The organism is Salinispora sp. CH2A1_6 (assembly GCF_056820975.1).
Window position 1 is genome coordinate 152,869 of record NZ_JBXEDG010000016.1, and the last position, 23,201, is coordinate 176,069.

Consider the following 23,201-nt stretch of genomic DNA (forward strand, 5'->3'; position numbering starts at 1 on the left):
GGTTAGCCTCCGGCGATGGCGAGTTCCAGCAGCGCCCGCGCCCGGGCGTCGCCGCGCTGGCGCAGGGCGGCGTCGGTGGCGGGGTTCGCCCCGTAGCCGACGATCGCCACGTCGCCGCGGTGGATGTCGACCTGGTCGATGCGGTACTGGGTCCAGTCCGGCGACCAGGTGCCCGACTCGATGCGGAACGCGAACGACATCTCGTCGACGAGGCGGGCGCGTAGCTTCGGGGCGATGTAGGCCACGTCGGCGTCGGTGGGGTCTAGGCGGGCGGTCACCAGCAGCCCACCGTCGTCGATCGACAGGTCGAGCGTGCCGGTGGTGGTGCGGGCGATACGGCGTAGCTGGTCGTGGCCGAGTACCAGCGGCACGTCCAGGTCCGGGCGGGCGAGAGTGGCATCGAACGCGCTATGGGTGATGACCTCGGTGTACGGGCCGTAGGAGTCCCACATCTCGTAGGCCCGCTCGGTGACTGAGGCGTGACCGGTGAACTCCACCTGCGTTGTGCCGTCGGCGTCGCGTAGGTGTATGTCGGCCAGTCGTGCGCGTGTCGCTGGCCGGGATCCGGTCTGCGGCGCGCAGCGGCGTTGGGAGGGCCGGTCGGCGCGTTGCCGCACGTGCTGCGCCCGCTGCGCGGCAGCCGCGGCGGCGCCGGTGGTGGTGGTCATGTTTTCGCCTCCGTCGGCTGTGTGCGGGGGGTGCCGTACACCCGGTCGAACTCGGCCAGGTCGGCGTCGGTCAGGGGCGGCAGGTCATCCAACTGCCGTGCTTCAGTTGGCGTGAGTACCCGCGCGTCTAGCCTCGTTTTGATCGTGGCGGCGCGGGCGGCTGGGTCCATGGCTAGCAGCGCGGACCGGTTGAGTTTGACGAACCGGGGACGCGCGGTCAGCCGGGACAACGCGGTTTCCCGTCGGGTGACAGCCGGACCCAACTTCATGATCAGAAATTGGAGGTTGCGTTGTGTGATGCTGGCGTAGGTGATCGACCCGGTGGACACCGCGGCGTCGATCAGGTCGGCCGGGGCGCCGAAGAACCGGGCGATGTCGGTCAGCCCGAACTCGCGGGTCCGTAGGAACTCCGAGGATGCCGCGACGGTTTGGATGGGCTTGTACTCCCAGTCGTTGCCGTGCACGAACAGGTCACCGTTGTCCACCGCGGCCCGGTAGGCGTCTTTGGCGACCCGCGCCTCATCCTTGTTGATCTTCTTGGCGGTGTTGGTGAGCTCGGCCATCGGGATAGCGGATCCGCCGAACCAGTCCAGGGCGAACCGCTGCGCCGACAGCGACTCCTCCAGCGACCAGGCGGCGTAGGCGACCGGGGACAACCCCAGCGGCAAACCCGCCACCACATACTGCCGCTCATGCCACACATCGGCCAGCCGCGCGCCGGTAAACTGCTCACCGCCGATGCGTATCTCGGTGATCTGGGCGCCGGACGCCCGCACCGACACATCCGACAGGGCCACCAGCTCGATGTGCGCCGGCAGCCCCAGCGCGGACCGCTGGGTGATGACGCCGAACACGTTGCCGGCCCGGTCAAGGTCGAACTGGGTGGACCACAGCCACTCCTGGATGTCGACCCGGTCACCACCAGGGAGCATCAGTACCGGCGGTGTCGGCACCTGCACCTGCACCCCGCCGACGCGGCGGAACACGTCCACCGGCATCGTGGAGATGAGGTCGGCGCGGAGCGTCAGACACGCCCACACCGCCGAGTGCCGCAACGCGGTCGCGTTCGTGACCAGCGGGCCGCCGGTACGCCGGCTGGTGCGCTCACCCAGCAGTTCTTCGGGGGTGGTGATGGTCGCCGCCCGCTTGTGGCGGCCGAACAAACTCACGGCTCAACCCTCGGGTTGCGGCGGTCGGCCCACCACCGTCCGGCCAGCACCACCACACCAGCAACAACCATGCCCGCGCCGGTGCCGGCCAGCGCCGCGACGGCGACACCGACACCAGCGGCGACCAGCAGCAAGCCGAGCAGGTCCAGGCCGAGCGTCACCCCATCACGCAGCACGGCACACCATCCCTATCCGAACGATTCGGAAACGTCGTAGTCGTCGTCGGCCAGGTGCTTACGGGTTTCCAGCGCGAACAGGGCGGTGATCGCCGCCTGTAGGCACACCACGTTCCCGCTGGCCTTGCGGTCGAGCAGCCACACGTCACCGGAGGGTTTCGTGCGGGCCACCGTGTACGCGTCGGTCAACGCCGCCTGACCCTCATGCCGCAGCGTCGCGTCACGGACCTCGGCTAGCAACGTCCCCGTGTACGCGGCGGTGTCACTGACCAACGGCGACGCGACATCCCCCCGCCGCGGCTGCACGCCGGTCGGCAACCGGATGTCCTCGTCGGCCAGCGGCTGCTTGAGTTGCCTGGTCGGCCCTCCGGCGAGGTCCACACCCCACGCGACTGGCGCCCACCGCTGGCTGAGGGCCTGCGCCCGTCCTGGTAGCCAGTCAATGCCCGGCTTGTACTCGATCACCCGCAGGTGATGCTTCACCCCGCCCACGCCCGGCCACGCCGCGACGATCGCGGCCTGGGTGCCCTGCCAGTCACACGCCGCGCCGAACGCCACCACATCCCCCGGCGTCTGCCGTATGTCGATCAGTTCGTTCCAGCGGGCCACCGGCGGCACGTTCGGGTCCGCAGGCGGCGTCGCGCCACGACGCCGGTTCAGATACGCCCGCTCGAAGTCGGCCACGGTGGTGGACTTGGCCATCTCGGCGCGGATCGTGTCCAGCCGCACCGTGTGCCGCCACCACTGGCGGCCCTGCTCATCCACCCCGCATACGCACGGGCCGCTCTGACGTGGGCACAGCGCCGGCATACATCGCAGCCACGTACCTGGGTCGTCGTACGAGCCGGTCAGTTCCGACCACTCCAGGTAGCAGATCGGGGACCGCTCACCGGCGGCGGCGACCGTACGACCCAACTCCACCTTCGCGGCGAGATACGCCGACCGCTCGGTGCCCTCGGTGGACACCCGCCAATGCTGCGGTGACCACCGCGTCAGCATCGCCGGTGAGAACGCCTGCTCCAGGCGTGCATCCTCGGCGTGGAAGAACTCGTCCTCCACCCCCAGATCGAGGGTTTTGCCGTGCCCCGCGTCTTCGGTGTTCGCGGTGATCCCGTCGATCGCACCGGTATCCCAGATCAACGCCTCGGACCCACCCCGTAGGCGGGGCCGGAACCGGTTCGCCAGCGGCGACGCCAACAACACCGGTAGGTGATCATCTATCAGTTTGTCCCGCGCGTCCTGCCGCTTCTGCGCCGCATACAGGATGCGCTGCCGGCCAACCTGCTGCGGCGCGTGCCGCCGAGCAGCCCGTGGGAACGCCAGCGCGCGATGCGCCTTCACCCCGAGCACAATCGACGTCTTACCGCTCTGCCGCGGCACCAACAGGGTCACATCCCGATACACCAACTCCTGCGTGTCCGGGTCGACCTCCAACGCGACATCCACGCAGTACCGCTGCCACGGCATCATCGGCATACCCAACTGGGCCGAGATCCGCGCCACCGCCGCGCCGTACGTCTGACGAGACGGGTCACGGACGGTACCCACCCGCGGTGGGCACGTCAGCCCATACGCCGCCCAGATCTCCGCCAACGACATTCCCGGCCGCAGCCGCACCTCGTACGGCGTGTACCGGTCAGGACGGCCCGAGTTCCTCGTCGTCTTCGTCCTCGGCACCCCGGCCCTCCCAGATGTCGGCCAGCGCCGCCCGTAGCTCCTTCGACACCGCCGCAGTGGCCATACCGGCGTCGGTGTCCAGCTTGCGCGCCAACGCGTACGCCGCCTGCGCCAACGGATGCTCCCGCCCCTCCAGGTCACCCAACTCGCGCATCGACTCGCGGGTCGCCGACTCAACCGCCCCGCACCCCGACGACGCCGATACGGCACCGAACAGGTCACGGTGCGCGCCGAGCAGCCGCGGCACAGGCACCTCCAGCGCCGCCGCCAGCCACACCAGCTCATCCACACTCGGAGCCCGCTTACCCGTCTCCAGGTTCCGCAGCGCCGCCGCGGTAAACACAGCCGGCGCACCAGCGGCCCGCGCCGCGACAGCCACCTCATCCCGGGTAGCGCCTCGAACCCGCCGCGCCACACCGATCTCAACGGTGACCACCGCACTGATCGGCTCACTCACCGAGGGCTCTTCCTGCTCCATCGACCTGTCCCCCCAGTCCCGGGAGAGAGAAAAAAATCAACTTGGCGGCGGGTTGTCGACCCACCGGAAACTAAAAAACAGCAGCCCTGACCTGCGCAAACACAGATCACCAATGCGGCGATGTCACCCACAAGGCAGGCGCCGACACTCCACCGGTGCCGCGTTTCTGGTTGCAGTTCGTCGCGCAGACCGCACACCCCGGTGATCCATCGGGACGCGGCCCGTGCGACGGCTCCCAATTCCATACCTCCAGACGGCCGACGGGCCGGCGGGATCGGGGAATCCGATGGTCGATCTGGTTGGCACCACCGTGCCCGCAGATCCAACACACCGGGTGCTCGGCGAGGAACACTCGCCTCGCCTTGCGGTAGGCGTAGCTGTCCTCGCTGTGCCGGCTCATCGCACGTAGCTGAGGCCGTCAAAGCTGAGGCTGTACGCGCCGGCCTGGGTGCGGCGTACCACGATGTCACCGGTGGAGGCCATCACCTCGCAGGGGGCGGCGATACCACCGGTGGTGGGCACTGACAGCAGTTGACTGTGGGTCGGTGCGTGGCCGACGGGCAGGGTGGCCACCACATGCCCCGAGCTGGCGCCACTGGAGGTTACGGCGATCCTGCCGCGCAGCCAGGTCCGGTCGTCGCTTTCGCGGCGCACGGCTAGGGGCGCGACGCCGGTACTGGTGTCCTCGCTGTACCGGCCGGTCGCGTCGGGGTCGACAGCGGTGATGGCCTGCCAGGCGTACAGGCTGGTTTGGATCCGCCCGTCCTGGTCGATCCCGCCGGTGGTGACACGCTGGTCGGCGCCGTCGCGGCGCTCGAACCGAATCAGCACCCCAGTAGCCGTAGCGTGGCTCGCGATCAAGGTAATCAGGTGGTCGTAGCCGAACCCGCCCGGCTGCTGCTCGGCCCGATAGCGCAGGGCCTCGTTGAGCCACGCGGCAAGTCTGAGCTGCCCGCCGATGGTGATGTGCGCCTCAGCCAAATTGACGGCGCTACCACCGGGTACGTCGCTGAACCGCACCGACAGCAGCGGGGCGGTCAGTGCGGTGGATGCGCCTACGTAGGCCCGCGGCGTGTAGGTGCCGGACAGATCAGGCACCTGCCCGGCGGGAAGCAGCGCACTGCCGTCGAGGGGCCCAGCCGGGCCGGTAGCGGTTCCGACCGACGCTTTGGTGACGTAGGTACTCGCCGGGTCCGGTGCCGTGGTGGTCGTCGGTACCAGGTCGGCGAGGCTCGCGGGCGGGCCGGCGGGGATCGTGATGTCCGCCCGGTACCGCCAGGCGGTGGTGTCCACGTCGAGTGTGTACGCCCACCCGGACGGCGACCAGTCGTCGTCGTCCGAGACGGGCACGGTAAGGCTGTATGCGCCGGCGGTGTCGAGTGTGGCCGTGTGCGCGCCGGGCTGGATGGTGATGTCGTCGGCGGGGCCTTGTAGGGGGATGGCCCTCGTCAGCCGGATTGTTCCGGCGGCCGGGGCGCCATCGGCGGTGAGGATGACACCGGTGATGGTGCGGGCACCGAGACTCGCCGGATACGTCACGATCGCCCCCTGTACTGATGTGGGTGTGCGGGCAGGTCATCCCAGCCTGTGACCTGCCCGCAGTTCCCCTCGTGCGTCCCGGTCCTGGGTACGCGAAAGCCCGGCGGCGAGTCGGCCGGCCGGGCTTTGGGCACACTCCGCCTAGTGGGAGTGACTGATCAAATCATGCGGCAGGGAGCGGGATGGCGTCAAGCTGACGTGCCCGACCGCGTTTCGACACCCGCTTGTTGCGCTCGATGGTCGCGGCGTCGTCGAGGGCGTGGTAGACGCTGCGGGCGAAGCGGTAGCAGGTCAGGCCATCACGTCGCCGCCAGTTGACCACCATGGCCTCGGAAACGTCCCCGAGGTATCCGAGGTGGTGGGCGATCTGCGCGGCGGTGCCGTAGTGGCGGCCGTCGCGCTCGATGAGAGGTGCAGTGCCGGTGCAGGTGCCGCTGGCGGGCAGGTGGGCGCGGCAGGCGGGGCAGCGGTCGCTCACGCGTACCCCGCATCTCTGACCACGCTGAGGACGCCTGCCCGTGGCCAGATGTGTCGTACGCCCTCCACACCCCCGGGGCACCGGCAGTCGGGGGTGTGCCGGCAGTCGGCGGCGCATACGACGGTGCGGGCGGCGGCGGGCCCGACGGTGGCCGCCTCCAGGGAGCGTCGCCGGCATCCGGGGCACTCGCCAGGGATCCGCGTGCGGTAGGGCGGCTGGTTAAGCCAGCCGCGGGCCAGCTCGTCCTCATCGGCGAGGTGGAGGGCGAGCAGGCCGAGGGTGCGGGTCGGCAGGGTGAGGGCGGGTAGGGCGTGGAGGATGCGCCCCAGCGGGTCACGGCCGGCCGGGAGACGGTACATGTCGGCGAGCCAGGTCAGCCGGCCGTGAAGGCGTCGGATCCGCTGCGCCCACGTCTGGGTGCGCGGTGGGGTCCGGTCGGCGGTCAGCGTCGCGACAGGGTCGGCGTGGCCGCCGATCGGGTGGATGGTGCCGTGGATGGGGCTGCGCAGAATCGGGGCGGCGGCGGTGAGGGTGTCGCCTCGGTGCCGGGCCTCGGTGGCGGCGAGCACGTCGAGTTGCTGTCTGGCGGTGTGGATGGACCAGGCGGCGGCGGTGGCGTGCAGGTGGTGCGGTGTCACAGCGTGGCCTCTCAGCGAGCGACGGTCAGGGTCTGGGTGGCCGGGGTTAGGACGTGGGCGCGTAGTCGCCGCCGCGCCAGCTGCTACTCATAACGGCTCCTCAGACGGTGAATAGGTCGGTGTAGGCGTGGGCGCCCTGTTGTGGGACGACGCCGGCTCCGAGGCAGCGCAGGGCGGGGCGACGGGTCAGGTGGTCGGTGACCCACCCGGCGGGCAGTCCCATCAGCCACTCGACGAAGGCCGCAGCCAGGCGGGGCTGGCCGGCGGCACCCGGCTCTGTCGGAGCGGGTGCGGGCCGGCCGAGGATGTGCTCCCACCGCCGTATGGCAGGGGTGTATTTGCCCCACTGGTCAGCCGTTGGCAGCACTTGTAGTGCGACACCCAGGGGCATTCCGCTGGACCCCTTGGGGCGAGCGCCCGCCAGTCGGGCGTTACGCGAGAGCCACGTCCGTACGTCCTCGTCGCTGCCGAACACGGCGGCCCGTGGTGTGGGTAGCAACATCATGCTGTCGCGTCCAGACTCAGCAAAACCTGCGACAGCGGCGGCCGGAATCCCTCTGATGCCCTCCGGCCTGGGGTGCCGGTGTCCGAGGCACGCAGGGTCGGTAGCAGTGCCTGTTCCAGGCCGTCTTTGCCGCCGCGCTTCCAGTCGCGGGCGCGGGGTGTCGGTAGGCCAGGCGGCGATGAAAACTCGCTTGCGGCGGTGTGGGGCGCCGACGGCCGACGCGGGAACAGTTGTCCATTCCGCATCGAACCCGCAGGCGGCAAGGTCTGCGAGTACGGCTCCGAGTGCCCGCACCACAAGGTCAGGCGGGGTGTCTCCCAGACACCACGGGCAGCGTTCCACGTCGCTGTGGGCTGGTCCACTGAGTAGTCCTTCCACGTTTTCGAGTAGCACTAGGGGCGGCCGCATGGTGGCGATGACGTAGGCGATGTGTGACCAGATGCCGGTGCGGGTGCCCGGTTTGAGTCCGGCCCGGCGGCCTGCTGAGGACACGTCTTGGCAGGGGAACCCGGCGGTGAGCACGTCCACGGGCTCGGCACGTGTCCAGTCGACGGTGGTGAGGTCACCGAGGTTGGGCACGTGCGGCCAGTGGTGGGCGAGTACGCGGGAGGCGTGGGGGTCGTTTTCGGCGTGCCATGCGTGTTCGAGGGGGCCGAGTACGGCGTCAGCGGCGAGGTCGAGTCCGCCGTAGCCGGTGCACAGGGAGCCGAGGCGGAGCGCGGTCATCGGCTGCCCCGGTCGAGGTCGTCCCAGCCGGCGCGAGCTTCGGCGGCGGCGATGAGGGCGACGAGGTGGCGGGCGATTCCGTCGTGCTCGTCGGTAACGGCCCCGGGGTAGTGGGCGTCCCAGCGGTCGTACCAGCCCTCCAGGAGGTCGCGAATGGCTGCCCAGCGTTCGTCGGCGGTGCGGGCGGCCCGCCACTCCGCCGTGGAGTAGTCGAGGAACGCCTGCATGCCGATTGGGGGGTACGTGGGGTTGCGGTCCCGCTCGTGGCCTACTCGGGGCTGTGCGTGGCTCTCAGCGGGCTTGGCGGAACCCTGCGCGCCGCGGGCCGGGGAACCGGGGCGGGTGGCGTACCGCGCCCGTGCCCGGTCGAGCTGCTCGACCACGTCGTCAAATACGGCGATCAGCTCCTGGGCGTCGGCGAGGGCTGCGCGGGCCTGGTCCCGCTCGGCGGTGAGCTGGTCGACGAGCTGCGCGGCGGTGGTGTCGGGGTCGCTGTAGCCGGCGCGGTCGAGGGCGGCCCGCACGTCGGCGAGCTGGTCGAGAGCGCAGTCGTACTCAGTGGTGGTGGTGGCGTGGTGGTCGTGGCGGCATTCGCCGTAGACGGGTAGGCGGGTGGGCTCAGGCATCGGTGGCTCCGTTGGGGATGTAGCCGGCGTCGGCGAGCAGGCGTACGGCGGTGGCGCCGTCGAGGAGGACGTAGGCGTGGGCGGGGCTGGTTTTGCCGCGCCGTTTGATCCAGGCGAGGCCGATTCGGGCGCCGTCGTTTGCGGTTTCGGTGTTGGTTTCGTCGGCGTAGGCGGCGAGGGTGATGGTCTTCTCGTTTTTGCATTCGATGACGACGCCGGGGATTCCGGCGATGTCGCCTCGGTCGTTTGCGCCGTTGAGGGTGCGGCGTTCGGCGTGGGGTGCGCCGTTGTCGCGGAGGTAGGTTACTACTGCGGTTTCCCAGGCGGTTCCTTTTCGTTTGCTGGCGCTCATTAGAACGGGATCACCTCTTCTGCTGTTTCGGTGGTGTCGCAGGTGGTGGTGGCGTGGTGTTCGGCGGGGGTGGGGTTCCCGCAGTGGTGTTCTGGGAGTACGGGGCCGCGGTTGGCGCTTTTGATGCGTTCTTGGTCGAGGTGGATGAGGCCGATTCGGGTGAGTCGGTAGATGGTTCGGGTGGTGAGGATGGCGGCGATGACGCCGGCCCGGTTGAGGGGTGTGGGGTCAGCTCGGGCGTGGATGCCTTCGGCCCAGCCGGTGAGGACGACGGTGCGGCAGCGGTGGCAGGTGTGGACCTTGACGGGTGTGGTGTGGAGGTGGCTCATGGCGTTCTGCCGCCTTGGCCGTGGCAGTGGGGGCATTGGCGTAGCCGTCCGGGGCCGTGTCGGTGGTAGCGGCTGCCGCATCGGGGGCAGGTGCCCCAGTCGCCCTGTGAGTGGGTGTGGCGGTGGCAGGGGCAGCCGGTGGTGGCGGGGGCGGCGAAGGTGGCGACCGCGCGGTCGCTGTTTTTTGATCTTTGTTCGCTGCGAACCGAACCGCGCGCTTCCATATAAGCGCGGTCGCGCGGTTGCGGAACCGCGCGGTCGCGGGGTTCCGCGCGGTCCGCGCGGTCGGCTTCTAGGTAGTGTGCTGTGTCCCGATTGTTGACTTTTTCTTGCCTTATGGCCCCTATCTGTACTGCGTACCGGATCGCGGCGCGGGCATCGTCCCGGACGACGCCGTGCTTCTCCTCCAACCCGGCCACGATCTTGGTTTGGCTCAGGCCCGGGTTCACGGTCACGTAGTCGACAGCCAGGTCGAGGTAGCGGGCGTCTTTCACCTCCTTGCGGGACCCGCCTCCGGTGACCGTCAGGCGCCGACTGGCGGCCGTGAACTCCAGTTGCGTCTCGGGTAGCTCGACGTCACGGCCAACGGCGGTCAGGTAGCGGGCCGGGTCGGGGTTGTCGCGGTCTTCGTCGGCGCGCACGAGCCGCCATTCGGCGTCGGGCCAGTCCCGCAGCCGGGATGCTCCCCGCCCCCGTTCTCCGTTGTGGCCCATGTGGTGAACCACAAGCGCCTCTGTCACATCAGCCTCTTTGAGAAGGGCTTCGAAGGCGACGAGGAAACGACCGACATCGCGGTTGTCTTTCTCGTCGAGGCCGAACGCGGCGAGTACCGGACCGAGGCAGTCAAGAATGACTGTCCGGCCGGAAACCGACCGGATGCGTTCCACCCATTCATTGCGACGCTGTTCGTCGAAAAGGTCGAATGAGGACACGGCGCCCCGTAGGGGCACCACAATGATGCGTTGCTGATTGGTGATTGTTTGGTCGGCCAACCAGCGGCGCAGATTCTGCCGGGACAGCTCGACGTCGAATACGACGATGGTTCCGTCCTGGACCGGGTCGGCGTGGAAGCGGTCGAGGAACGGGGTGCCGTCGGCCAGGCTGCGGATCAGGTTGTCGCGCAGGGTGGTCTTTCCGGCTTTGGCTTGGGCGACGAGCATGACTCGGCCGTGGCGGGGCCACAGCTCGTCGACCAGGTAGCGCACGGGTTCGTCGGGCTCGGCGAGTAGGTCGGGGAGGGCGACGAATTCCGGTGGTGGCAGGCGGGCCGCGGTTTCGGCTCGGAGAGTGGCTTCGGCGGCGCGGCGGGCGCGGAGGCGCATGAGTTCGTTGTCGGTGAGCTGGGCGAGGCGGGTGGCTTCTGCTTCGGCGGTGAGCTGCGTTGCGGGGGTGAGGGTGGCGGGCTGCTGCGAGGTTGTGGGGTAGCGGTACCAGACGTCGGTGAGCTTGTCGTGGGCTTCTTCCCAGGTGACGGGGTAGCGGGCGGCGGGTGGTTGGGCGCAGTCGGACCATCGGGCCCGCATCAGGTTTTCGGCTTCGGCAAGGGTGAGGCCGGGCAGGTTGCGTAGGTGCCCGGCGTAGGAGACGAGGGCGGCGTGACGGGTGCCGTCGGGGATGGGGCCGGTGTGTGGGTTGTGCGGGCCGGTCAGCCCGTCGGGGAGGCTGTCCGGGGCGGCTGGTGTCGCCTCGGTGGGGTTACCGCGGGCGCGTTGGATCATGTCGGCGATGGTGGCGCCGCTGTCGTCGTCGTCCAGCTCGTCGAGGTCGGGTTCGATCAACCACCGGTAGCGTTCGGGCTGGCCGGTGGTTTTCGAGACACGCACGGTGGGCGCGATGAACGCGAACCCGCGGCCGTCGCCGTCCGGGCGTCCGCCCTTGACGTCAACACCGGGGGCGATGTTGTCACGGGAGCCGACGGCAAGAGCGGCGATGAAGTCGTGGGTGCCGCCGCTCGGGGTGGCAGCCTGGCCGTAGCTGGTCGGCCACGCCCCGGCGGCTTTGAGGCCACCCACCGTGGTGTCGCCGCCGTTGCGCGGGTCAACGTCGAGTAGGTCGATGCGGTGGCCCATGACGGCGCACAGCGCCCACCCGGGCCGCCACCGGTTGACCACGTCGAGGGTAGGGGTGCTGGTCTCCCAACGCCTAGGTAAGTGGAAGCCGGAAACCGATGTGCCTTTACACCAGGGCACACACTCGCCGTCGACGTGGGGTGGGGCGACGAACAGCGGCACCCCAGCCTGGACGAGGCCGCGGGCGATGGTGAGGGCCCGCTCGATGTCGTCGTCGGCGGGGCGGGTGGGGGCGACGAGTGCGGTCATGTGCTGGCCTGCCGTGTCTCGGTCGCCGTGCTGGTCATCGACTCTTTGCTCCGCTTCGGGTCATGCCGGCCCCCGCCCTTTCGATCCGGGGCGGGGGCCGGCGGGTTGAACTGTGCGGGTCAGGCGCCGAGGGCGCCGAGCTGCGCCCGGGCCTCGGGGGTGAGCTGCGCCAAAACCGCCGGGTCCAGCGCAGCCGGCGGCGTGGACGCCGGGACCGCCGCGGGCGCGGGGCCGGCCGGAATGGCCGCCGGGACCTGGGCGGGAACCGCCGCAGGGGTGGAGACCGGAGGGGCGGGAACCGGCGCCAGGGCCGCGGCGGGCTGGGAGGCCGGGGTGGGCGCCGTCAACGCGGTAACGAACCCGGGATTCGCGGCCATCCACTGCTCGGCGAAAGCCACGGCCTGCGCGTCGCCGGTGGCGTCGTCGAGCTCGAACGGCGGCTGCTGTCCGGGCTTGCCGGTGCCGATGCTCATCCGGGCCAGGACCAGCTCGCCGAGCTGCCGCTTCAGGGCGCCGACGAGTTTGCCCTGCAACCACAAGACATCGCGGTAGATGACACCGTGGCTGCCGTCGGCGTTGGTCTGGGTGAGCACGGCGACATCGCAGCGGATGCCGTCCTTCTCCCCGAAGCTGGTCTTGATGCCCTGGGCGTGTTCGGTCGGCCGGACGATCAGGAGCTGACCGACGAGGTCTTTCGCGGCGAGAATGTCTCCGCTGCTGCTGGGGGCGTTGAACTGCACTGTCGTGTCCTTTCGATATGAGCTGCGGCGTCTGCTGCGGCTACTGGGTTTGTTGGGTGGCTCCCGGCCACGGTTGGGTGGAGCTATCCCGGTCCGGGGCAGCCGGTGGTGTCGGCGGGCCCGCCGGGCCGGTAGAACGGGCACCAGGTGCAGGCGGCCTGGTCCGGGTGGGCGGGGATGTGCCCGATGGGTAGGGCGGCGGCGAGCTGCCGCACGGTGGTGGCACGCCGCAGCGCGTCGTGGGCGACCTGCGGCTGGTAGGGCTCCGACCAGACATGCAGGTCGGTGAGGTACCCCGACCTCGGGTAGAACGCGATCGCGACCTCCCGGACCGGCCGCCCGGCCTGCGCGTGGCCCAGCCCGTACAGGTGGATTTGCGTCCGGTACTGGTTGGAGGGTCCGTGGTTGATGTACTTCTTCAGGGCCGCCGCGCCGACAACCTTGTGGTCGATGACGACGTGTCGGTCAGCGTCGTACAGGTCGCACGACCCGGACACCCCATGCTGATCCGCGCCGGCCGTGACGCGTTCCTCCACCCAGTACCGGCGCTGCCCGTAGTCGCGGCTGCCGTTCGGTGGCCCCAACACTTCCGCGTTGTACCGGTCGATAGCGATAGCCAGGTTCTCGTGCACCGCAGTACCGACGAATGCGAACCACGGGTCAGCGGCCGTATTGACCGGCTCCGCCCCGGCATACCGGTAGGCGAGACGGCGCATACAGTCCACGCCGATCTCCGACGGGCCGACAGCACGCTGACGCGACCGGGGGGCGTTGGCCGATGCCCACCGCACCATGTCGATGAGCTCGGCTTTGATCGGGTGCGCCGTCGGCCCGGCCGGCGCCGCGAACACCCCAGCGCCAGCAGGAAGGGCAGGCTGTTCGGGAACCGCAGCAGGCCGAACACACCCGACATGCAGACCGTGGGCCCACAGGCTCGGGTCCAGCGGCTCACCACAGTTCGCGGCGCACGCAACACGCGACAACTTGACGGCGCGAGTCACGGTCACGCCTTCCGCTCGAAACGGCGAGCCCGGTACGCGGTGAACAGCTCCGGCAACTCCGCCTTGAGCGCGCCCACATCCACCTCATCGCGGGTGACCGTGACCGTGTACTTGACCGCCAGGTCGGGGTGGTCCTGGGCGAAACGGCGTGCGTTGAACTGGCCGGTGTGCCGCCACGTGAACACCGGCCGCCCACCAATGTGCCCCTCGGTGCGGTCGCCCATGACGGACTGGATGCGCTTACGGATCGTCTCCGCAGCCCCACCCCATTTCTTGGCTTCAGCCTCAGCGTGGTTGAGCGCGTCTACCAGCGGGGCCAGTTCATCAAGGTGGATCGGGTTCATCGATTCCTCGCCTTCGGATAGCGATGGGAGCGAACGCAGTGAGGGGTGGAGATCCGCGGCAGGTCCCCAGGTGTGCGCCGGTGCCGGCCCGCCACCCGCACCGGACGGGACAAGTGCGCGGCCATGGGCAGGACGATCTCGTCGATGAGGCTCACCGGCCCGCCTCCTCACGGCCGGCGAGCCGCTCCCGCGCGGCCACCAGGCCCACCCGCAACTGCTGGGAGGTGGCGATCGCCTGGTCCCGGTCGTCACGGGCCTGCCGCAGGTCGTCGCCGAGGCCGCGGGCCAGGTCCCGCCACTGGTGGGCCTGCCGGGTCCGCCGTTGGTAGGCGGCCGTCGTGGTGTCCAGCTCGTCTTCGAGGCGGGCCCGCTCGGCGTCGGCCGCGTCGAGGGCGGCGGCCAGTTCCCGCACCATGTCGTCGGTCATGTGAGGCTCCAGATCAGCAGGGCGGCCAGGAGGTAGATGGCGGCACCGATCGGCACGCCGACCAGCAGGGCAGTGACGATGCGGACGGTGTCCGCGTGCGGATGCGGCGCGGCAGCGTGCCGGGGGCCCTCCACCGCCGGGCAGGCCAGACCGTGGTCACGGCCGGGGACGGTCAGGCAGCCGGGGCACACCCCGGGGCCCGAGTGGGTCTGCTCGTGGCGTGCCATGTCAGGCCACCTCCCGCAGCGCCGGGTCCGGTAGTGGGACCAGGCCGGGGCAGTGCGGCGGCAGCGTCACCGGCATCTCCGGCGGCGGCGGGTACTCGCCGGCCGCTACACCCCGCCAGTAGCCGCAGGAGTCGTCGCAGCTCTCCCCGGGCAGGTGCCCGCAACCGAGGTCCGGGACGGTGATCGGATCGGCGTCGGCCGAGGGCGGCCAGGTGGAGGCGCTCATTTGGGCACCTCCGAAATGACCACCTCGGGCGCGGTCTGGCCCACGTGCCGCTCGTGATTTTCGGTGAAGAGCCGGGTCACCATTCCGATGTGCCTTGTGCAGGCGAAATACCAGCTCCGTTCTTTCCCTTCGAGGGGACGGAGGACACATGAGCAGGCGGGACTGATCCGCCACCGGGCATTGCTTAGACAGGCGTCGCACTCCGGGGCGCTCATCGGGCACCGCCAGTGATGCGGTGCTGCTCCTGGGCGCACTCGGCCAGATGTCGCAGCCCGTCGCCGACCAGGCTCGGCGGGAGTGTCGCGTACTCGGCGGCCCTCGCGGCGAGCTCGGCATCGGTGGCCCGGTCAAGATCCCACGTGATGTGCCGCAGCACGACGGCGTCGACCGGGTCGGTCGGGTCGAGGGCGCTCATCGGGGGCCGCCCTCGGCGAGCTGGGCGCGCAGCGCCTTCACCTCGGCCCGCAGTTCGTCTTCGACGCTGGCCGGCTTTGGTACGACCGCGAACGCGGACAGCACGACCTCTCCCACCTGCACGTCCGCCCGGTGCTCCCACAAGGCAGATCCGTTGTGGTGGCCGGTACTCGCTGAGCCGCCAAAGGCTCCGGCGATGGCATCAACAGTGGTGATGCCGTCCGGCGCCTCCGACGGCACCAGGCCGGCGCAGATGCCGACGGTGACATAGCTGACGTGGGCCGGCGTGCCGGCGAGAGAGCCCACCCGGTCAGCCACACGACGCAGGTCAGCGGCGAGGGACAGCCAGTAGTCCGGCTCCGGGGTGGTCTGAGGCTCTGCTGCCGGCGTGGGCAGCGGGTGCTCGCAGTCCCAGCCGCGGCTGCTGTAGCAGCGCGGCGAGCAGTGGACACCAGCCGCGGCGGCGGCGCACATCTGCCGCTCGGTGGTGTCGGTACGATCGGTGTGCATCTGGACTCCTTCTTTGAGTGGTGTTGTCCGGGTGTCGAGCCCTTCGCCGATCTGCGGTCGGCGGGGGGCTCACTTACTGCTGCCGGCAGCCCCGGCACGGCAGACCCAGGAGGTACCGGGCCTGCGGGGTACGGATGAACTGCCGTCCTTGAATGCGGATGACCCCCGCCTCCTGGATGCGGGCCCACAGCCACTCCCACGGCAGGCCACGCTCGGCCGCGATTCGCCTCATCGACGGCATCCCGGTGAGACCGTCGGTGCAATCAGGACAGGCATACGATCCATCGGCGGTCATGCGATCAGCGCCGTCTGCTCATGCGTCCGCAACGGCTGCACGCCGCCCAGGCGGCGGTGCAGCAGGTGCAGACCCTTCGTGGTGACCCGCACCTGAGGCGGATCAAGCACCAGCTCCCCCGTACGCGGGTGGTAGTGGCTGGCGGGTAGTTCGGACAGCCAGCCCGACTCGACAGCCCGCTGATACGGCCGCCAACGGCCGTCCCCGCGCTGCCGATAGATCCACTGCTGCTCGCCGAGCAGAGTGAACAGCCGCCGCTCCCCCAGGTCTAGGCCCGGATCGCGCGACAGGACCTTGGCGGCGTCCCGGACCGACCAGTCACCGTCGGCCGACGCGAGGACATCCCACGACTGGGCCTTCGGAGCGGCCTCCGCGAGCTCCGCCTCAATCGCGGCCTTAGCCTCCAGCGCATGCACGTACCGCCGGGCGACCTCCAGCTCATCCAGCTCGGCGGCCGGGGCTGTGTAGCTACCGGTGCGGCGGATCGCGGGCAACACCTCGTGAGTCACCCACCGCTTGAATGCCTTCGCCTCCGGCTTGCGACTGCGGAGGATCAGTGAGTACAGCCCCGGCTCGTTGATGAGAGTGAAGCGTTGCTGGCCGCCGGGGGTGTCCAGACTGTGTACCCCCTTCTCGTCCTCGTCGAGGGCGGCAAGCGAGGAACGATGGAGGTCTAGCAGGGCTAGGACGTCGGCCGCGACAAACCACGGCTTGGCGGACTCGTCCAGTACCGACCGGACAGTCTGACCCGTCGTAGGGAACTCATGATTCGTCAGAATGGATGTCATAGCGCCCCCCGGGGCTTCTCGTTGCCCTTCGGGCTGCTACCGCTGCCGCCAGTTGGCCGCGTGCCGGACCCAGCCCCTGTGCCGTTACCCGGGCCAGTCCCAGCACCACCGGGACTATTTGCCGCCGCGGGCGGCCGGTTCACGCCGCCTCCGCTACGGCCGCCCGCGCTCGCAACTCGTCGTCACGCAGCTGACGGATGAAGGCGTCTAAGTCCTCGTGGTAGACGACACGTCGCTTGCCGAGCAGGAATGACAGCAGAGGCCCGCGGCCGTTGTCGATCAACTTCCATATGTACCGCTCAGTAACACCGCCCAGGAGAACGGCCACCTCCGGCACCGAGTACGCGAGGCGACCGGGGATTTCGTCACTCCTTCGTGATGGAGTGTGAACGATCTCGCTCCGATTCATAGGAGTGACCTTACATGCTCCGATGTAACGGAGCACTTCATACGTTCGGTTGATGTTCAACTGAACAGCGGCAGCTACCGTCAGTGCCATGACTTGCTGCTATCGCCCCAGAAGGGCAGAGAGTGTCGTCCTTAAGCGGCACCCCTGGCGGCACTACCGCAGGTCGGAGCGCTCTCGTGGTGCGGAGCGTCGTCCGACGAATCGGACTTACGGTGTCCGCGTGGCCGTGTCCCCAGCAGTAGCCCGTGCTCGTTTCGCGCGATTCGTGCAGCGAGCCCTCCGTGATGCCCGTGACCGGCAGATGACCGACAAAGACATCCACCGGGCTACCGGCATCTCGCCGTCAACGTTCCACAAGTGGCAGACAACCGAGGGTGGCCTCCCCCGGTGGGAGAAGGTCGCGCAGTTCTGCGCTGGCCTCGACATCCCGGTCACCGCTGCCGCAGCCGCTCTCGGGATCTCCGATCGGGTTCGCGAACCGGAGCCAGAGGCGTTCGATGATCCGGACCTTTTGCGTCTGGCGCGCCGACTGCGTGACCCAGGTGTCAGCGAGGCGGAGAAACAGGCGATCCGGCACACCGTCCGCCTCCTGGCCCGATCCAGGACAGAGGTCGACTGATGCCCCGGCGTAGGCGGCCCACCGCTCGCGAGGGGAAGGACGGCTACTGGCACGTATGGGTCACGGTCGGCACGAAGCCCAACGGCCGGCCCGATCAGCGACACATCTCCCGGCCCACGCAGGCGGAGGCCGAGGGCGCCGCAGACGAACTGCTGGACCAACTTCGATCGGCAGGAGCTGTACCGAAGGCCGGAAAGCTGACAGTGCAGCAATGGATGGACAACTACCTGGACACCATCGCCCCTCGCCGCTGTAATCCGGGCACGGTCTACGACTACCGGTCGAAGATGCGCAACTGGGTGTACCCGGAGCACGGCCATCGGCGGCTGGACAAGCTGACCCCCGAGCACCTGGACGCGATGTATACAGCGATGGCGCAGGCCGGCAAGGCCCCATCGCATCAGCTAAAGGTTCACCGCATCCTCAGCAGAGCATTGGAGATCGCGCTCCGGCGTGGGCACGTAGTCCGGAATGTGGCGAAGCTGGTCGACGCTCCATCTGTGGATCCGGCGAAGGTGGAGGCATTAGCGGAAAAGTACGCCCGGCGAGTGCTTGACGTTGCGCTGCAACGGCGCAACAGCGTGCGTTGGTCGATAGCGTTCGCGTTGGGGCTACGGCAGGGCGAGGCAATTGGCCTGCGATGGCAGTACGACGGTCAACAGCTAGTTGACCTTGATGCAGGGGTCATCCATGTGTGGTGGCAGTTGCGACGCCGAATTTACGAACACGGCTGCGCCGGGACGTGTGGTCGGAAGCGTGGCGCCGACTGTCCGAAACGGGGCGGGGGAGGGCTGATGTTCGTGAAGACGAAGGGGAAGAGTCGGCGCTCGATCCCAATTCCGCCCGAGCTGTTGCCGGCGTTCAAAGCGCATCGAAAGGCGCAACGCAAGGAACGAATGAAGATCGGCGGAAAGTGGAACGAACACGATGCCGTATTTGTCACTGAGGATGGCCGACTGCTGGACCCACGCGCCGACTATGACGAGTGGGTAGCCATCTTGAAAGAATGCGGCGTATCCCATAAGAAGCTTCACATCATGCGCCATTCAGCGGCAACGATGTTGCTCGCCCAGGGTGTAGACATTCGTGTGGTGAAGGAGGTCATGGGGCACCGGGACATCCGAACCACGGATGGGTACACGCAGGGTGCGCAGGAACTGATGGCCGAGGCGATGAGACGGATGGGCCAGCACCTGTTCGGGGCGTCCGGAGCATGATCAACCGTGTACGGATCCGTGTACTGAACCCCGCTGAATAGGGGTGAATGAGAGTGACGATCTGGCCGGTATGCAGGGCGGATCTGTCTGTTTCAGTAATTGGCCGCTAACTCGTAATGCGTAGGTCGACGGTTCGATTCCGTCAGGCGGCTCGGGACGACGAAGGGCCTGGTCACACCGCTGACCAGGCCCTTCGTCATGTCCGAGGTCGACGGGTGGCGATTAGGAAGATCGCCGTCGGCGCCGTTCGGTGACAAGATCGGTGACAGTCGCCAGATTCCCGGCGGCTGGATGAGCATGGTCGGATCCGAAGGTCCCCGCCTCCATGGCGGTCGCAGCCCGCCGGACAGCTCCGCCAGGATCAGCCGTTGCGTTTGCGGCGATGACGGCACGTTCACCATCCCCCGACCGTACCCAGGGGGTTGACCCCCGATGACGCACGGCTACCTGATCTCCCTCGTCCGTACCGCGGTCCCGCAGCCGTCGGCGCCCTGCTCGCCTGGCTGGCCTCGCAGGCGGGCATCGTCCTCGACGCCGACTCGTCCACCGCCCTCACGGCTGGTGTGGTGGCGCTGACGATGGCCGGCTACTACGCCCTCATCCGGGTTGCCGAGGCACGCTGGCCACGGCTGGGCCTCCTACTGGGTACGCCGGCCGCACCCACGTACGAGGCGCCGGGGCGGTAGGGGTCGTCGATGCGGTGCCGCCGGTGACGTCCCGGCCGGCACCGACCACCAAACATGAGCGCCCCGCCCGGCTGTGAGGCCAGGCGGGGCGCTTCGTCGCGTCCGGGCTATCCCGTGCGGTCTTCGAGATCCGCGCACAGCTCCGCGTACGCCTCGGCCAGTGCCGCGTCCACGGTCCCCGGCGCCCACGGCTGCCCGCACCCGAGGTACGCGCGGGTCTGGGCGTCCTCCCGAGACAGCGTCGGCTCGCCCGACGGGCCCGGTCTAGGTACACCTCGTACGGATCAACCGTGTCCGCGGCCGGTTCCGCCGACGGCACCGGCGCCTGCGATGTGGGCGAGGTCGGCGTGTCCGCCTCCGTGGCGGTGAAATAGAGGGCCGTGCCGGTGATGCCGGCACCCAGTGCAGCAACTGCCACAGCAGTGATCACGATCGGTGTGCGGTTCGCTACCGCACCGTACGCCCAGCCGTCAAACCAGGCCGCCGTAGCACGCGTCGGACCAGGGGGCGCACCAGTCGGGACCACGGCACGACGCGGCCCCGTCCTCCCGACCTGGGGAGAGCGGGGCCGCGTGCTTTGGTGTGCTCACCTTGGTGGGTCGAGGTTCCAGGTGTGTGGTCCGTCGGGTGTGTTGATCCAGAGGGTGTGGGTGCCGTCGCGGTCGATGGTGAGGCCCAGGTGGTCGTGGCTGGGGTGGCCGGCGTCGGCCCATCGGCGGCAGGCGCTGGTGACCGCGTTCCAGATCTGGAGTGGTCCGCCTTGTGCGACGGTGACGGTCGTGCCCTGGGCGTGGATTCGGGCCCAGGAGCCGGTGTCGGCGTCAACGAGGCAGTGGACCTCTTCCCCGTCGGGGAGCAGGGTGCAGTGGTAGATGCTCGGTTCGGCGAGGCGCCACCAGAACTCACCGTGTGGGTCGCCGAACAGCGCGACGTCGCGGTGGTGGCCTGGTGATGTGGTGCCGGTGCTACCCATGCACAGTGACACCATGTCTGCCACGGTCGGTCCGACGGGTCCGTCGGCGGGTCGGGCCTCGATGAACGCGGCTACCTGCGGTAGGAACCGGCCGTGACCGGCTCCGGTGTCGTCGACTCGCAGTGGTACGACGCCGTAGGACAGGTTGGCCAGGACCAGTCCGCCGGGTTTGGTTTGTCGTAGCCAGGCGGCTGGGACTCGGCGTACCGAGCAGGTGGCGATCAGTCGGTCGTAGGGTGCCCGTGCTGGGTATCCGGCGAGGCCGTCCGCGGTGACCACGGTTGGCTGGTAGCCGGCCTGGTGGAGGGCGGTGGTGGCGGTGGTGATCAGGTGCGGGTCGATGTCGACGGAGGTGACCGCTGCGTCGCCGAGTAGGTGGGCCAGGAGGGCGGCGTTGTAGCCGGTGCCGGTGCCGATCTCCAGCACGGTCATGCCGGGTTGCAGGTCGAGGGCTTCCAGCATCACCGCCATCACCCCGGGCTGAGTGGATGAGCTGGTCGGCCGACCGTCCGCGCTGATCTGGGTGACGATGGCTTCGTCGCCGTAGACGGCGGCGAGGTAGGCATCCTGGTGCTCCGGCCGAGTGGCGTGTAGCGCGTCACCGACCTGCCCGTGGGAGTTCACGTCGTAGACGGCGGGGGCGAACGGGTGGCGGGCGACCGACGCGAACGCTCCCGCCACGATGGGGCTGGTCAAATGTCCTGTGGTGTGCAGGTTGGCGACGAGGTGTTGTCGTCGTTGCCGGTAGCCGGCGTCGGTGAGGGTCACGGCGTCTCCAGGTACTCGGCGATCGCGGTGGCGATGGGTAGCTCCGTCTCGGCTTCGATCCAGGCCCACTGGCCGCCCGGGTTCACCTCTAGAAACACGTAGTCGCCGGTCGGGGTAACGATCAGGTCGATCGCGGCGAACGCGAGTCCCAAGGCGTTGGTCAGGGACAGGAGCCGGTCGGTGAGTGTGTCGGGCAGTGTGACCGGTGTGTAGGTGAGGTTGTCGTAGTCGGTGCGCCAGTCGATACGGGCGGCCTCGGAGTGCGCGTCGATGCGGGCGGCGAACACACGCCGCCCGACGGTGGTGACGCGTAGCTCGTGGTCTTTCGGTATCTGGTGTTGGAACAGGTGCGCGGTGCCGGTAACCGCGTCGGCGATCTGCTCGGCGGTGACTGGGGTGGTGGCCAGCGCCATCAGGTGTCCGGTGTCGGTGTCGAGGTAGGGGCGCACGTGCAGCGGTTTGTAGATCGCCCTGTTGGGGGCGGCGGCGACGAAGGCCCGTGCTGCCTGCGCCTCGTTGGTGATCAGCGTGTGGGGGGTGGTCAGCCCGCAGCGGGCGGCGACCGCGAGTTGCACGGGTTTGTAGTCGGCTGCCGCCATGTGGTGGGGGTGGTTGACCCACCGCACTGGCAGCGCCGCCACCAGGCCACCGAATCCCATTCGGGCCTCCTGGGTGGCCCACCGCCGTTCGTAGTCGTCGAGGCCATCGGCTAGCCGGAACGGGCCGGGCCGCCGGTAGTAGACCGCGGTGACATTCTCCAGTCGGGTTTGCCGGTGCGCATCGGCCAGGACACCGGACCAGCCTCCCTGACCGCCGTTCTCCGCGGCCAGGGTGAGGAGCTGGGGGAAGTCGCCGGTGTCGACACGATGCACCTTCGCGTCACGGTTGTGTAGCGCGGTGATGACCAGGTCAGCGGTCACATCGCGGGGTTCGGTCAGTACCAGGATCGTCACGGGCGTCAGTCCTGGTAGGTGTCCGGGGTGGAGTCGTTGAAGTTTTGGTGATCGTAGGAGGTCTTGCTGTTCGTGGCGACTTTCTGCGTGGTCTGCGGCTTACCCAGGGTAGTGCCGTCGACACCGATCACGGTCTGCGTCACCGGGTCCAGCTGGGCGTCGGTCAGGTCAACCACCGGAACCTCATCACCAACCTGCGTGGACAGTGTCAGCCCAAACGGACGAGCCGGGCTCACCCGTCCCTGCTCGGTGCGGTTGTCGTAGAGCGGCAGCAGGCAACGGTCCGGAGCGAACGTAGTCATAGCGACCTCCATCATTTGAGGGGTTTACCTTGCGATTTGCGGTGCTCGGAGCAGGTCGTGGGTGAGTAGCCCGGCGTATGCCTCCGCCCAGGGCCAGCACCGCCGCGGGGTGCCGCACACCGGGCAGCGTCCGTCAACCTGGTGATGCTCGGCCAGGTCCCGCCACCAGCGGCGGACGGTCGCGTCGGCCGGCCTCACCGTTGTGCCCGCGTCCGTTGCGGGGGCGCCCAGTTGCTCTGCCCGACCGTGGCGAGGTAGTCGTATGCGGTCTCGGTGGGTGGGCACGGCCACCCGCAACCGCACACGGGGCACTGGTCCACCCGGGGCCAGTGCCCGGTGATGATCCGCCGGGCGGACAGGATCATTCGGGCGCGTAGCTGCGCCGCCGACAGGCCGGCCGGACTGGGCCGGGCGTGGGTGGCCATCACCGGCGGCGGTTGGCCCGTTGCCGGGCCAGCGGGGTCAGCAACGGCCGCGTATCGAGGAGCACCGTCGGATGGTTGTGCAGCGAAGAGTAGGCGCCGGCCCGCGCCTCGTACCGGGTGGCGGGGCCGACCGCGTCCAGCCGTGTGGGTCGGCGGCGGAGTCGGCGGAGTAGCCGGATCATTCGCGTGCTCCCTCAC

32 protein-coding genes and 2 pseudogenes are annotated in these 23,201 nt (G+C 69.1%); 3 read left to right on the top strand and 31 right to left on the bottom strand.

The window, feature by feature from the left end; translation table 11 throughout:
* Positions 1–2 precede the first annotated feature (2 nt).
* From AC1UKG_RS21615 to AC1UKG_RS21730, 24 genes are all read right to left on the bottom strand, one after another.
* On the bottom strand, positions 3–668 hold the full coding sequence (locus AC1UKG_RS21615) for an HK97 family phage prohead protease (protein ID WP_482643105.1): 666 nt from the start codon (positions 666–668) through the stop codon (positions 3–5).
* The gene (locus AC1UKG_RS21620; RefSeq protein ID WP_482643104.1) at positions 665–1,837 is read right to left on the bottom strand and encodes a phage portal protein; all 1,173 of its coding nucleotides are present in this window, start codon (positions 1,835–1,837) and stop codon (positions 665–667) included. The genes AC1UKG_RS21615 and AC1UKG_RS21620 overlap by 4 nt, the downstream gene beginning before the upstream one ends.
* Entirely contained in the window at positions 1,834–2,013 is a 180-nt protein-coding gene (locus tag AC1UKG_RS21625; protein WP_482643103.1) for a hypothetical protein, read from the bottom strand. Before AC1UKG_RS21625 ends, AC1UKG_RS21620 begins: the two co-directional genes overlap by 4 nt.
* Before the next feature lie 12 nt (positions 2,014–2,025).
* Positions 2,026–3,690: a hypothetical protein gene (locus AC1UKG_RS21630; RefSeq protein ID WP_482643102.1), complete on the bottom strand. Its 1,665-nt coding sequence runs from the start codon at positions 3,688–3,690 to the stop codon at positions 2,026–2,028.
* Positions 3,650–4,168: a hypothetical protein gene (locus AC1UKG_RS21635; RefSeq protein WP_482643101.1), complete on the bottom strand. Its 519-nt coding sequence runs from the start codon at positions 4,166–4,168 to the stop codon at positions 3,650–3,652. Before AC1UKG_RS21635 ends, AC1UKG_RS21630 begins: the two co-directional genes overlap by 41 nt.
* Positions 4,169–4,564: 396 nt before the next feature.
* On the bottom strand, positions 4,565–5,707 hold the full coding sequence (locus AC1UKG_RS21640) for a hypothetical protein (RefSeq protein WP_482643100.1): 1,143 nt from the start codon (positions 5,705–5,707) through the stop codon (positions 4,565–4,567).
* Between the two features lie 163 nt (positions 5,708–5,870).
* Positions 5,871–6,185 carry a hypothetical protein gene (locus tag AC1UKG_RS21645; protein WP_482643099.1) on the bottom strand — a complete coding sequence of 105 codons (315 nt, stop codon included), beginning with the start codon at positions 6,183–6,185 and terminating at the stop codon, positions 5,871–5,873.
* Positions 6,182–6,823 carry a hypothetical protein gene (locus AC1UKG_RS21650; protein ID WP_482643098.1) on the bottom strand — a complete coding sequence of 214 codons (642 nt, stop codon included), beginning with the start codon at positions 6,821–6,823 and terminating at the stop codon, positions 6,182–6,184. Before AC1UKG_RS21650 ends, AC1UKG_RS21645 begins: the two co-directional genes overlap by 4 nt.
* Before the next feature lie 100 nt (positions 6,824–6,923).
* Positions 6,924–8,054 carry a DNA cytosine methyltransferase gene (locus AC1UKG_RS21655; protein ID WP_482643097.1) on the bottom strand — a complete coding sequence of 377 codons (1,131 nt, stop codon included), beginning with the start codon at positions 8,052–8,054 and terminating at the stop codon, positions 6,924–6,926.
* On the bottom strand, positions 8,051–8,680 hold the full coding sequence (locus tag AC1UKG_RS21660) for a hypothetical protein (protein WP_482643226.1): 630 nt from the start codon (positions 8,678–8,680) through the stop codon (positions 8,051–8,053). Before AC1UKG_RS21660 ends, AC1UKG_RS21655 begins: the two co-directional genes overlap by 4 nt.
* Positions 8,673–9,032, bottom strand: a complete 360-nt coding sequence (locus AC1UKG_RS21665) for a hypothetical protein (RefSeq protein ID WP_482643227.1) — start codon at positions 9,030–9,032, stop codon at positions 8,673–8,675. Before AC1UKG_RS21665 ends, AC1UKG_RS21660 begins: the two co-directional genes overlap by 8 nt.
* The gene (locus tag AC1UKG_RS21670) at positions 9,032–9,361 is read right to left on the bottom strand and encodes a hypothetical protein (RefSeq protein WP_482643228.1); all 330 of its coding nucleotides are present in this window, start codon (positions 9,359–9,361) and stop codon (positions 9,032–9,034) included. Before AC1UKG_RS21670 ends, AC1UKG_RS21665 begins: the two co-directional genes overlap by 1 nt.
* Positions 9,358–11,679, bottom strand: a complete 2,322-nt coding sequence (locus AC1UKG_RS21675) for an AAA family ATPase (protein WP_482643095.1) — start codon at positions 11,677–11,679, stop codon at positions 9,358–9,360. The genes AC1UKG_RS21670 and AC1UKG_RS21675 overlap by 4 nt, the downstream gene beginning before the upstream one ends.
* 119 nt (positions 11,680–11,798) lie before the next feature.
* Entirely contained in the window at positions 11,799–12,419 is a 621-nt protein-coding gene (locus tag AC1UKG_RS21680) for a hypothetical protein (protein ID WP_482643094.1), read from the bottom strand.
* A gap of 83 nt (positions 12,420–12,502) precedes the next feature.
* Positions 12,503–13,270: a PD-(D/E)XK nuclease family protein gene (locus AC1UKG_RS21685; RefSeq protein WP_482643093.1), complete on the bottom strand. Its 768-nt coding sequence runs from the start codon at positions 13,268–13,270 to the stop codon at positions 12,503–12,505.
* Between the two features lie 152 nt (positions 13,271–13,422).
* On the bottom strand, positions 13,423–13,764 hold the full coding sequence (locus tag AC1UKG_RS21690) for a hypothetical protein (protein WP_482643092.1): 342 nt from the start codon (positions 13,762–13,764) through the stop codon (positions 13,423–13,425).
* A 151-nt stretch (positions 13,765–13,915) separates the two neighbouring features.
* A complete protein-coding gene (locus AC1UKG_RS21695; RefSeq protein ID WP_482643229.1) occupies positions 13,916–14,191 on the bottom strand; it encodes a hypothetical protein in 276 nt (91 codons plus the stop codon).
* Entirely contained in the window at positions 14,188–14,418 is a 231-nt protein-coding gene (locus tag AC1UKG_RS21700) for a hypothetical protein (RefSeq protein WP_482643090.1), read from the bottom strand. The genes AC1UKG_RS21695 and AC1UKG_RS21700 overlap by 4 nt, the downstream gene beginning before the upstream one ends.
* A gap of 1 nt (position 14,419) precedes the next feature.
* Positions 14,420–14,644: a hypothetical protein gene (locus AC1UKG_RS21705; protein ID WP_482643089.1), complete on the bottom strand. Its 225-nt coding sequence runs from the start codon at positions 14,642–14,644 to the stop codon at positions 14,420–14,422.
* A gap of 211 nt (positions 14,645–14,855) precedes the next feature.
* On the bottom strand, positions 14,856–15,059 hold the full coding sequence (locus AC1UKG_RS21710; protein ID WP_482643088.1) for a hypothetical protein: 204 nt from the start codon (positions 15,057–15,059) through the stop codon (positions 14,856–14,858).
* A complete protein-coding gene (locus tag AC1UKG_RS21715) occupies positions 15,056–15,568 on the bottom strand; it encodes a hypothetical protein (RefSeq protein ID WP_482643087.1) in 513 nt (170 codons plus the stop codon). Before AC1UKG_RS21715 ends, AC1UKG_RS21710 begins: the two co-directional genes overlap by 4 nt.
* Positions 15,569–15,641: 73 nt before the next feature.
* Entirely contained in the window at positions 15,642–15,800 is a 159-nt protein-coding gene (locus AC1UKG_RS21720) for a hypothetical protein (RefSeq protein ID WP_482643086.1), read from the bottom strand.
* A gap of 59 nt (positions 15,801–15,859) precedes the next feature.
* Positions 15,860–16,651 (bottom strand): phage antirepressor, encoded by a 792-nt coding sequence (locus tag AC1UKG_RS21725; RefSeq protein ID WP_482643085.1) that lies wholly within the window; start codon positions 16,649–16,651, stop codon positions 15,860–15,862.
* 139 nt (positions 16,652–16,790) lie between these two features.
* On the bottom strand, positions 16,791–17,060 hold the full coding sequence (locus AC1UKG_RS21730) for a helix-turn-helix domain-containing protein (protein ID WP_482643084.1): 270 nt from the start codon (positions 17,058–17,060) through the stop codon (positions 16,791–16,793).
* A 220-nt stretch (positions 17,061–17,280) separates the two neighbouring features.
* Here AC1UKG_RS21730 and AC1UKG_RS21735 point away from each other — a divergent pair, with 220 nt between their 5' ends.
* Both AC1UKG_RS21735 and AC1UKG_RS21740 read left to right on the top strand, forming a co-directional pair.
* On the top strand, positions 17,281–17,679 hold the full coding sequence (locus tag AC1UKG_RS21735) for a helix-turn-helix domain-containing protein (RefSeq protein WP_482643083.1): 399 nt from the start codon (positions 17,281–17,283) through the stop codon (positions 17,677–17,679).
* On the top strand, positions 17,679–18,896 hold the full coding sequence (locus AC1UKG_RS21740; protein WP_482643082.1) for a tyrosine-type recombinase/integrase: 1,218 nt from the start codon (positions 17,679–17,681) through the stop codon (positions 18,894–18,896). Before AC1UKG_RS21735 ends, AC1UKG_RS21740 begins: the two co-directional genes overlap by 1 nt.
* 92 nt (positions 18,897–18,988) lie before the next feature.
* Here AC1UKG_RS21740 and AC1UKG_RS21745 read toward each other — a convergent pair whose 3' ends face one another.
* On the bottom strand, positions 18,989–19,297 hold the full coding sequence (locus AC1UKG_RS21745; RefSeq protein WP_482643081.1) for a hypothetical protein: 309 nt from the start codon (positions 19,295–19,297) through the stop codon (positions 18,989–18,991).
* A 31-nt stretch (positions 19,298–19,328) separates the two neighbouring features.
* Between AC1UKG_RS21745 and AC1UKG_RS21750 the strand changes: the two are divergent.
* Positions 19,329–19,582 (top strand): annotated as a pseudogene (locus AC1UKG_RS21750) (hypothetical protein).
* A 107-nt stretch (positions 19,583–19,689) separates the two neighbouring features.
* Here the strand turns inward: AC1UKG_RS21750 and AC1UKG_RS21755 are convergent.
* The 6 genes and pseudogenes from AC1UKG_RS21755 to AC1UKG_RS21780 all read right to left on the bottom strand — a co-directional run bounded on the left by AC1UKG_RS21755 (position 19,690) and on the right by AC1UKG_RS21780 (position 23,185).
* Positions 19,690–20,015, bottom strand: a pseudogene (locus AC1UKG_RS21755) (hypothetical protein).
* Between the two features lie 153 nt (positions 20,016–20,168).
* Positions 20,169–21,323, bottom strand: coding sequence for an ATP-grasp peptide maturase system methyltransferase (tgmC, locus tag AC1UKG_RS21760; RefSeq protein WP_482643080.1), 1,155 nt, complete (start codon positions 21,321–21,323; stop codon positions 20,169–20,171).
* Complete coding sequence (gene tgmB, locus AC1UKG_RS21765) at positions 21,320–22,276, bottom strand: ATP-grasp ribosomal peptide maturase (RefSeq protein WP_482643079.1); 957 nt, start codon at positions 22,274–22,276, stop codon at positions 21,320–21,322. The genes tgmC and tgmB overlap by 4 nt, the downstream gene beginning before the upstream one ends.
* 5 nt (positions 22,277–22,281) lie before the next feature.
* Positions 22,282–22,578, bottom strand: a complete 297-nt coding sequence (tgmA, locus tag AC1UKG_RS21770; RefSeq protein ID WP_482643078.1) for a putative ATP-grasp-modified RiPP — start codon at positions 22,576–22,578, stop codon at positions 22,282–22,284.
* Positions 22,579–22,772: 194 nt separating this feature from the next.
* Complete coding sequence (locus tag AC1UKG_RS21775; RefSeq protein WP_482643077.1) at positions 22,773–23,003, bottom strand: hypothetical protein; 231 nt, start codon at positions 23,001–23,003, stop codon at positions 22,773–22,775.
* Positions 23,003–23,185: a hypothetical protein gene (locus tag AC1UKG_RS21780; RefSeq protein ID WP_482643076.1), complete on the bottom strand. Its 183-nt coding sequence runs from the start codon at positions 23,183–23,185 to the stop codon at positions 23,003–23,005. Before AC1UKG_RS21780 ends, AC1UKG_RS21775 begins: the two co-directional genes overlap by 1 nt.
* Between the last annotated feature and the right edge of the window lie 16 nt (positions 23,186–23,201).

Excerpts from the sequence above, each read along its gene's own strand:
- AC1UKG_RS21725 (WP_482643085.1), bottom strand. The coding sequence starts at position 16,651 with ATGACATCCATTCTGACGAATCATGAGTTCCCTACGACGGGTCAGACT.
- AC1UKG_RS21675 (WP_482643095.1), bottom strand. The coding sequence starts at position 11,679 with ATGACCGCACTCGTCGCCCCCACCCGCCCCGCCGACGACGACATCGAG.
- AC1UKG_RS21775 (WP_482643077.1), bottom strand. The coding sequence starts at position 23,003 with ATGGCCACCCACGCCCGGCCCAGTCCGGCCGGCCTGTCGGCGGCGCAG.
- AC1UKG_RS21720 (WP_482643086.1), bottom strand. The coding sequence starts at position 15,800 with ATGAGGCGAATCGCGGCCGAGCGTGGCCTGCCGTGGGAGTGGCTGTGG.
- AC1UKG_RS21715 (WP_482643087.1), bottom strand. The coding sequence starts at position 15,568 with ATGCACACCGATCGTACCGACACCACCGAGCGGCAGATGTGCGCCGCC.
- AC1UKG_RS21690 (WP_482643092.1), bottom strand. The coding sequence starts at position 13,764 with ATGAACCCGATCCACCTTGATGAACTGGCCCCGCTGGTAGACGCGCTC.
- AC1UKG_RS21705 (WP_482643089.1), bottom strand. The coding sequence starts at position 14,644 with ATGAGCGCCTCCACCTGGCCGCCCTCGGCCGACGCCGATCCGATCACC.
- AC1UKG_RS21780 (WP_482643076.1), bottom strand. The coding sequence starts at position 23,185 with ATGATCCGGCTACTCCGCCGACTCCGCCGCCGACCCACACGGCTGGAC.
- AC1UKG_RS21710 (WP_482643088.1), bottom strand. The coding sequence starts at position 15,059 with ATGAGCGCCCTCGACCCGACCGACCCGGTCGACGCCGTCGTGCTGCGG.
- AC1UKG_RS21615 (WP_482643105.1), bottom strand. The coding sequence starts at position 668 with ATGACCACCACCACCGGCGCCGCCGCGGCTGCCGCGCAGCGGGCGCAG.
- AC1UKG_RS21730 (WP_482643084.1), bottom strand. The coding sequence starts at position 17,060 with ATGAATCGGAGCGAGATCGTTCACACTCCATCACGAAGGAGTGACGAA.
- AC1UKG_RS21670 (WP_482643228.1), bottom strand. The coding sequence starts at position 9,361 with ATGAGCCACCTCCACACCACACCCGTCAAGGTCCACACCTGCCACCGC.
- AC1UKG_RS21635 (WP_482643101.1), bottom strand. The coding sequence starts at position 4,168 with ATGGAGCAGGAAGAGCCCTCGGTGAGTGAGCCGATCAGTGCGGTGGTC.
- AC1UKG_RS21665 (WP_482643227.1), bottom strand. The coding sequence starts at position 9,032 with ATGAGCGCCAGCAAACGAAAAGGAACCGCCTGGGAAACCGCAGTAGTA.
- AC1UKG_RS21660 (WP_482643226.1), bottom strand. The coding sequence starts at position 8,680 with ATGCCTGAGCCCACCCGCCTACCCGTCTACGGCGAATGCCGCCACGAC.
- AC1UKG_RS21655 (WP_482643097.1), bottom strand. The coding sequence starts at position 8,054 with ATGACCGCGCTCCGCCTCGGCTCCCTGTGCACCGGCTACGGCGGACTC.
- AC1UKG_RS21695 (WP_482643229.1), bottom strand. The coding sequence starts at position 14,191 with ATGACCGACGACATGGTGCGGGAACTGGCCGCCGCCCTCGACGCGGCC.
- AC1UKG_RS21700 (WP_482643090.1), bottom strand. The coding sequence starts at position 14,418 with ATGGCACGCCACGAGCAGACCCACTCGGGCCCCGGGGTGTGCCCCGGC.
- tgmA (WP_482643078.1), bottom strand. The coding sequence starts at position 22,578 with ATGACTACGTTCGCTCCGGACCGTTGCCTGCTGCCGCTCTACGACAAC.
- AC1UKG_RS21740 (WP_482643082.1), top strand. The coding sequence starts at position 17,679 with ATGCCCCGGCGTAGGCGGCCCACCGCTCGCGAGGGGAAGGACGGCTAC.
- AC1UKG_RS21745 (WP_482643081.1), bottom strand. The coding sequence starts at position 19,297 with ATGGTGAACGTGCCGTCATCGCCGCAAACGCAACGGCTGATCCTGGCG.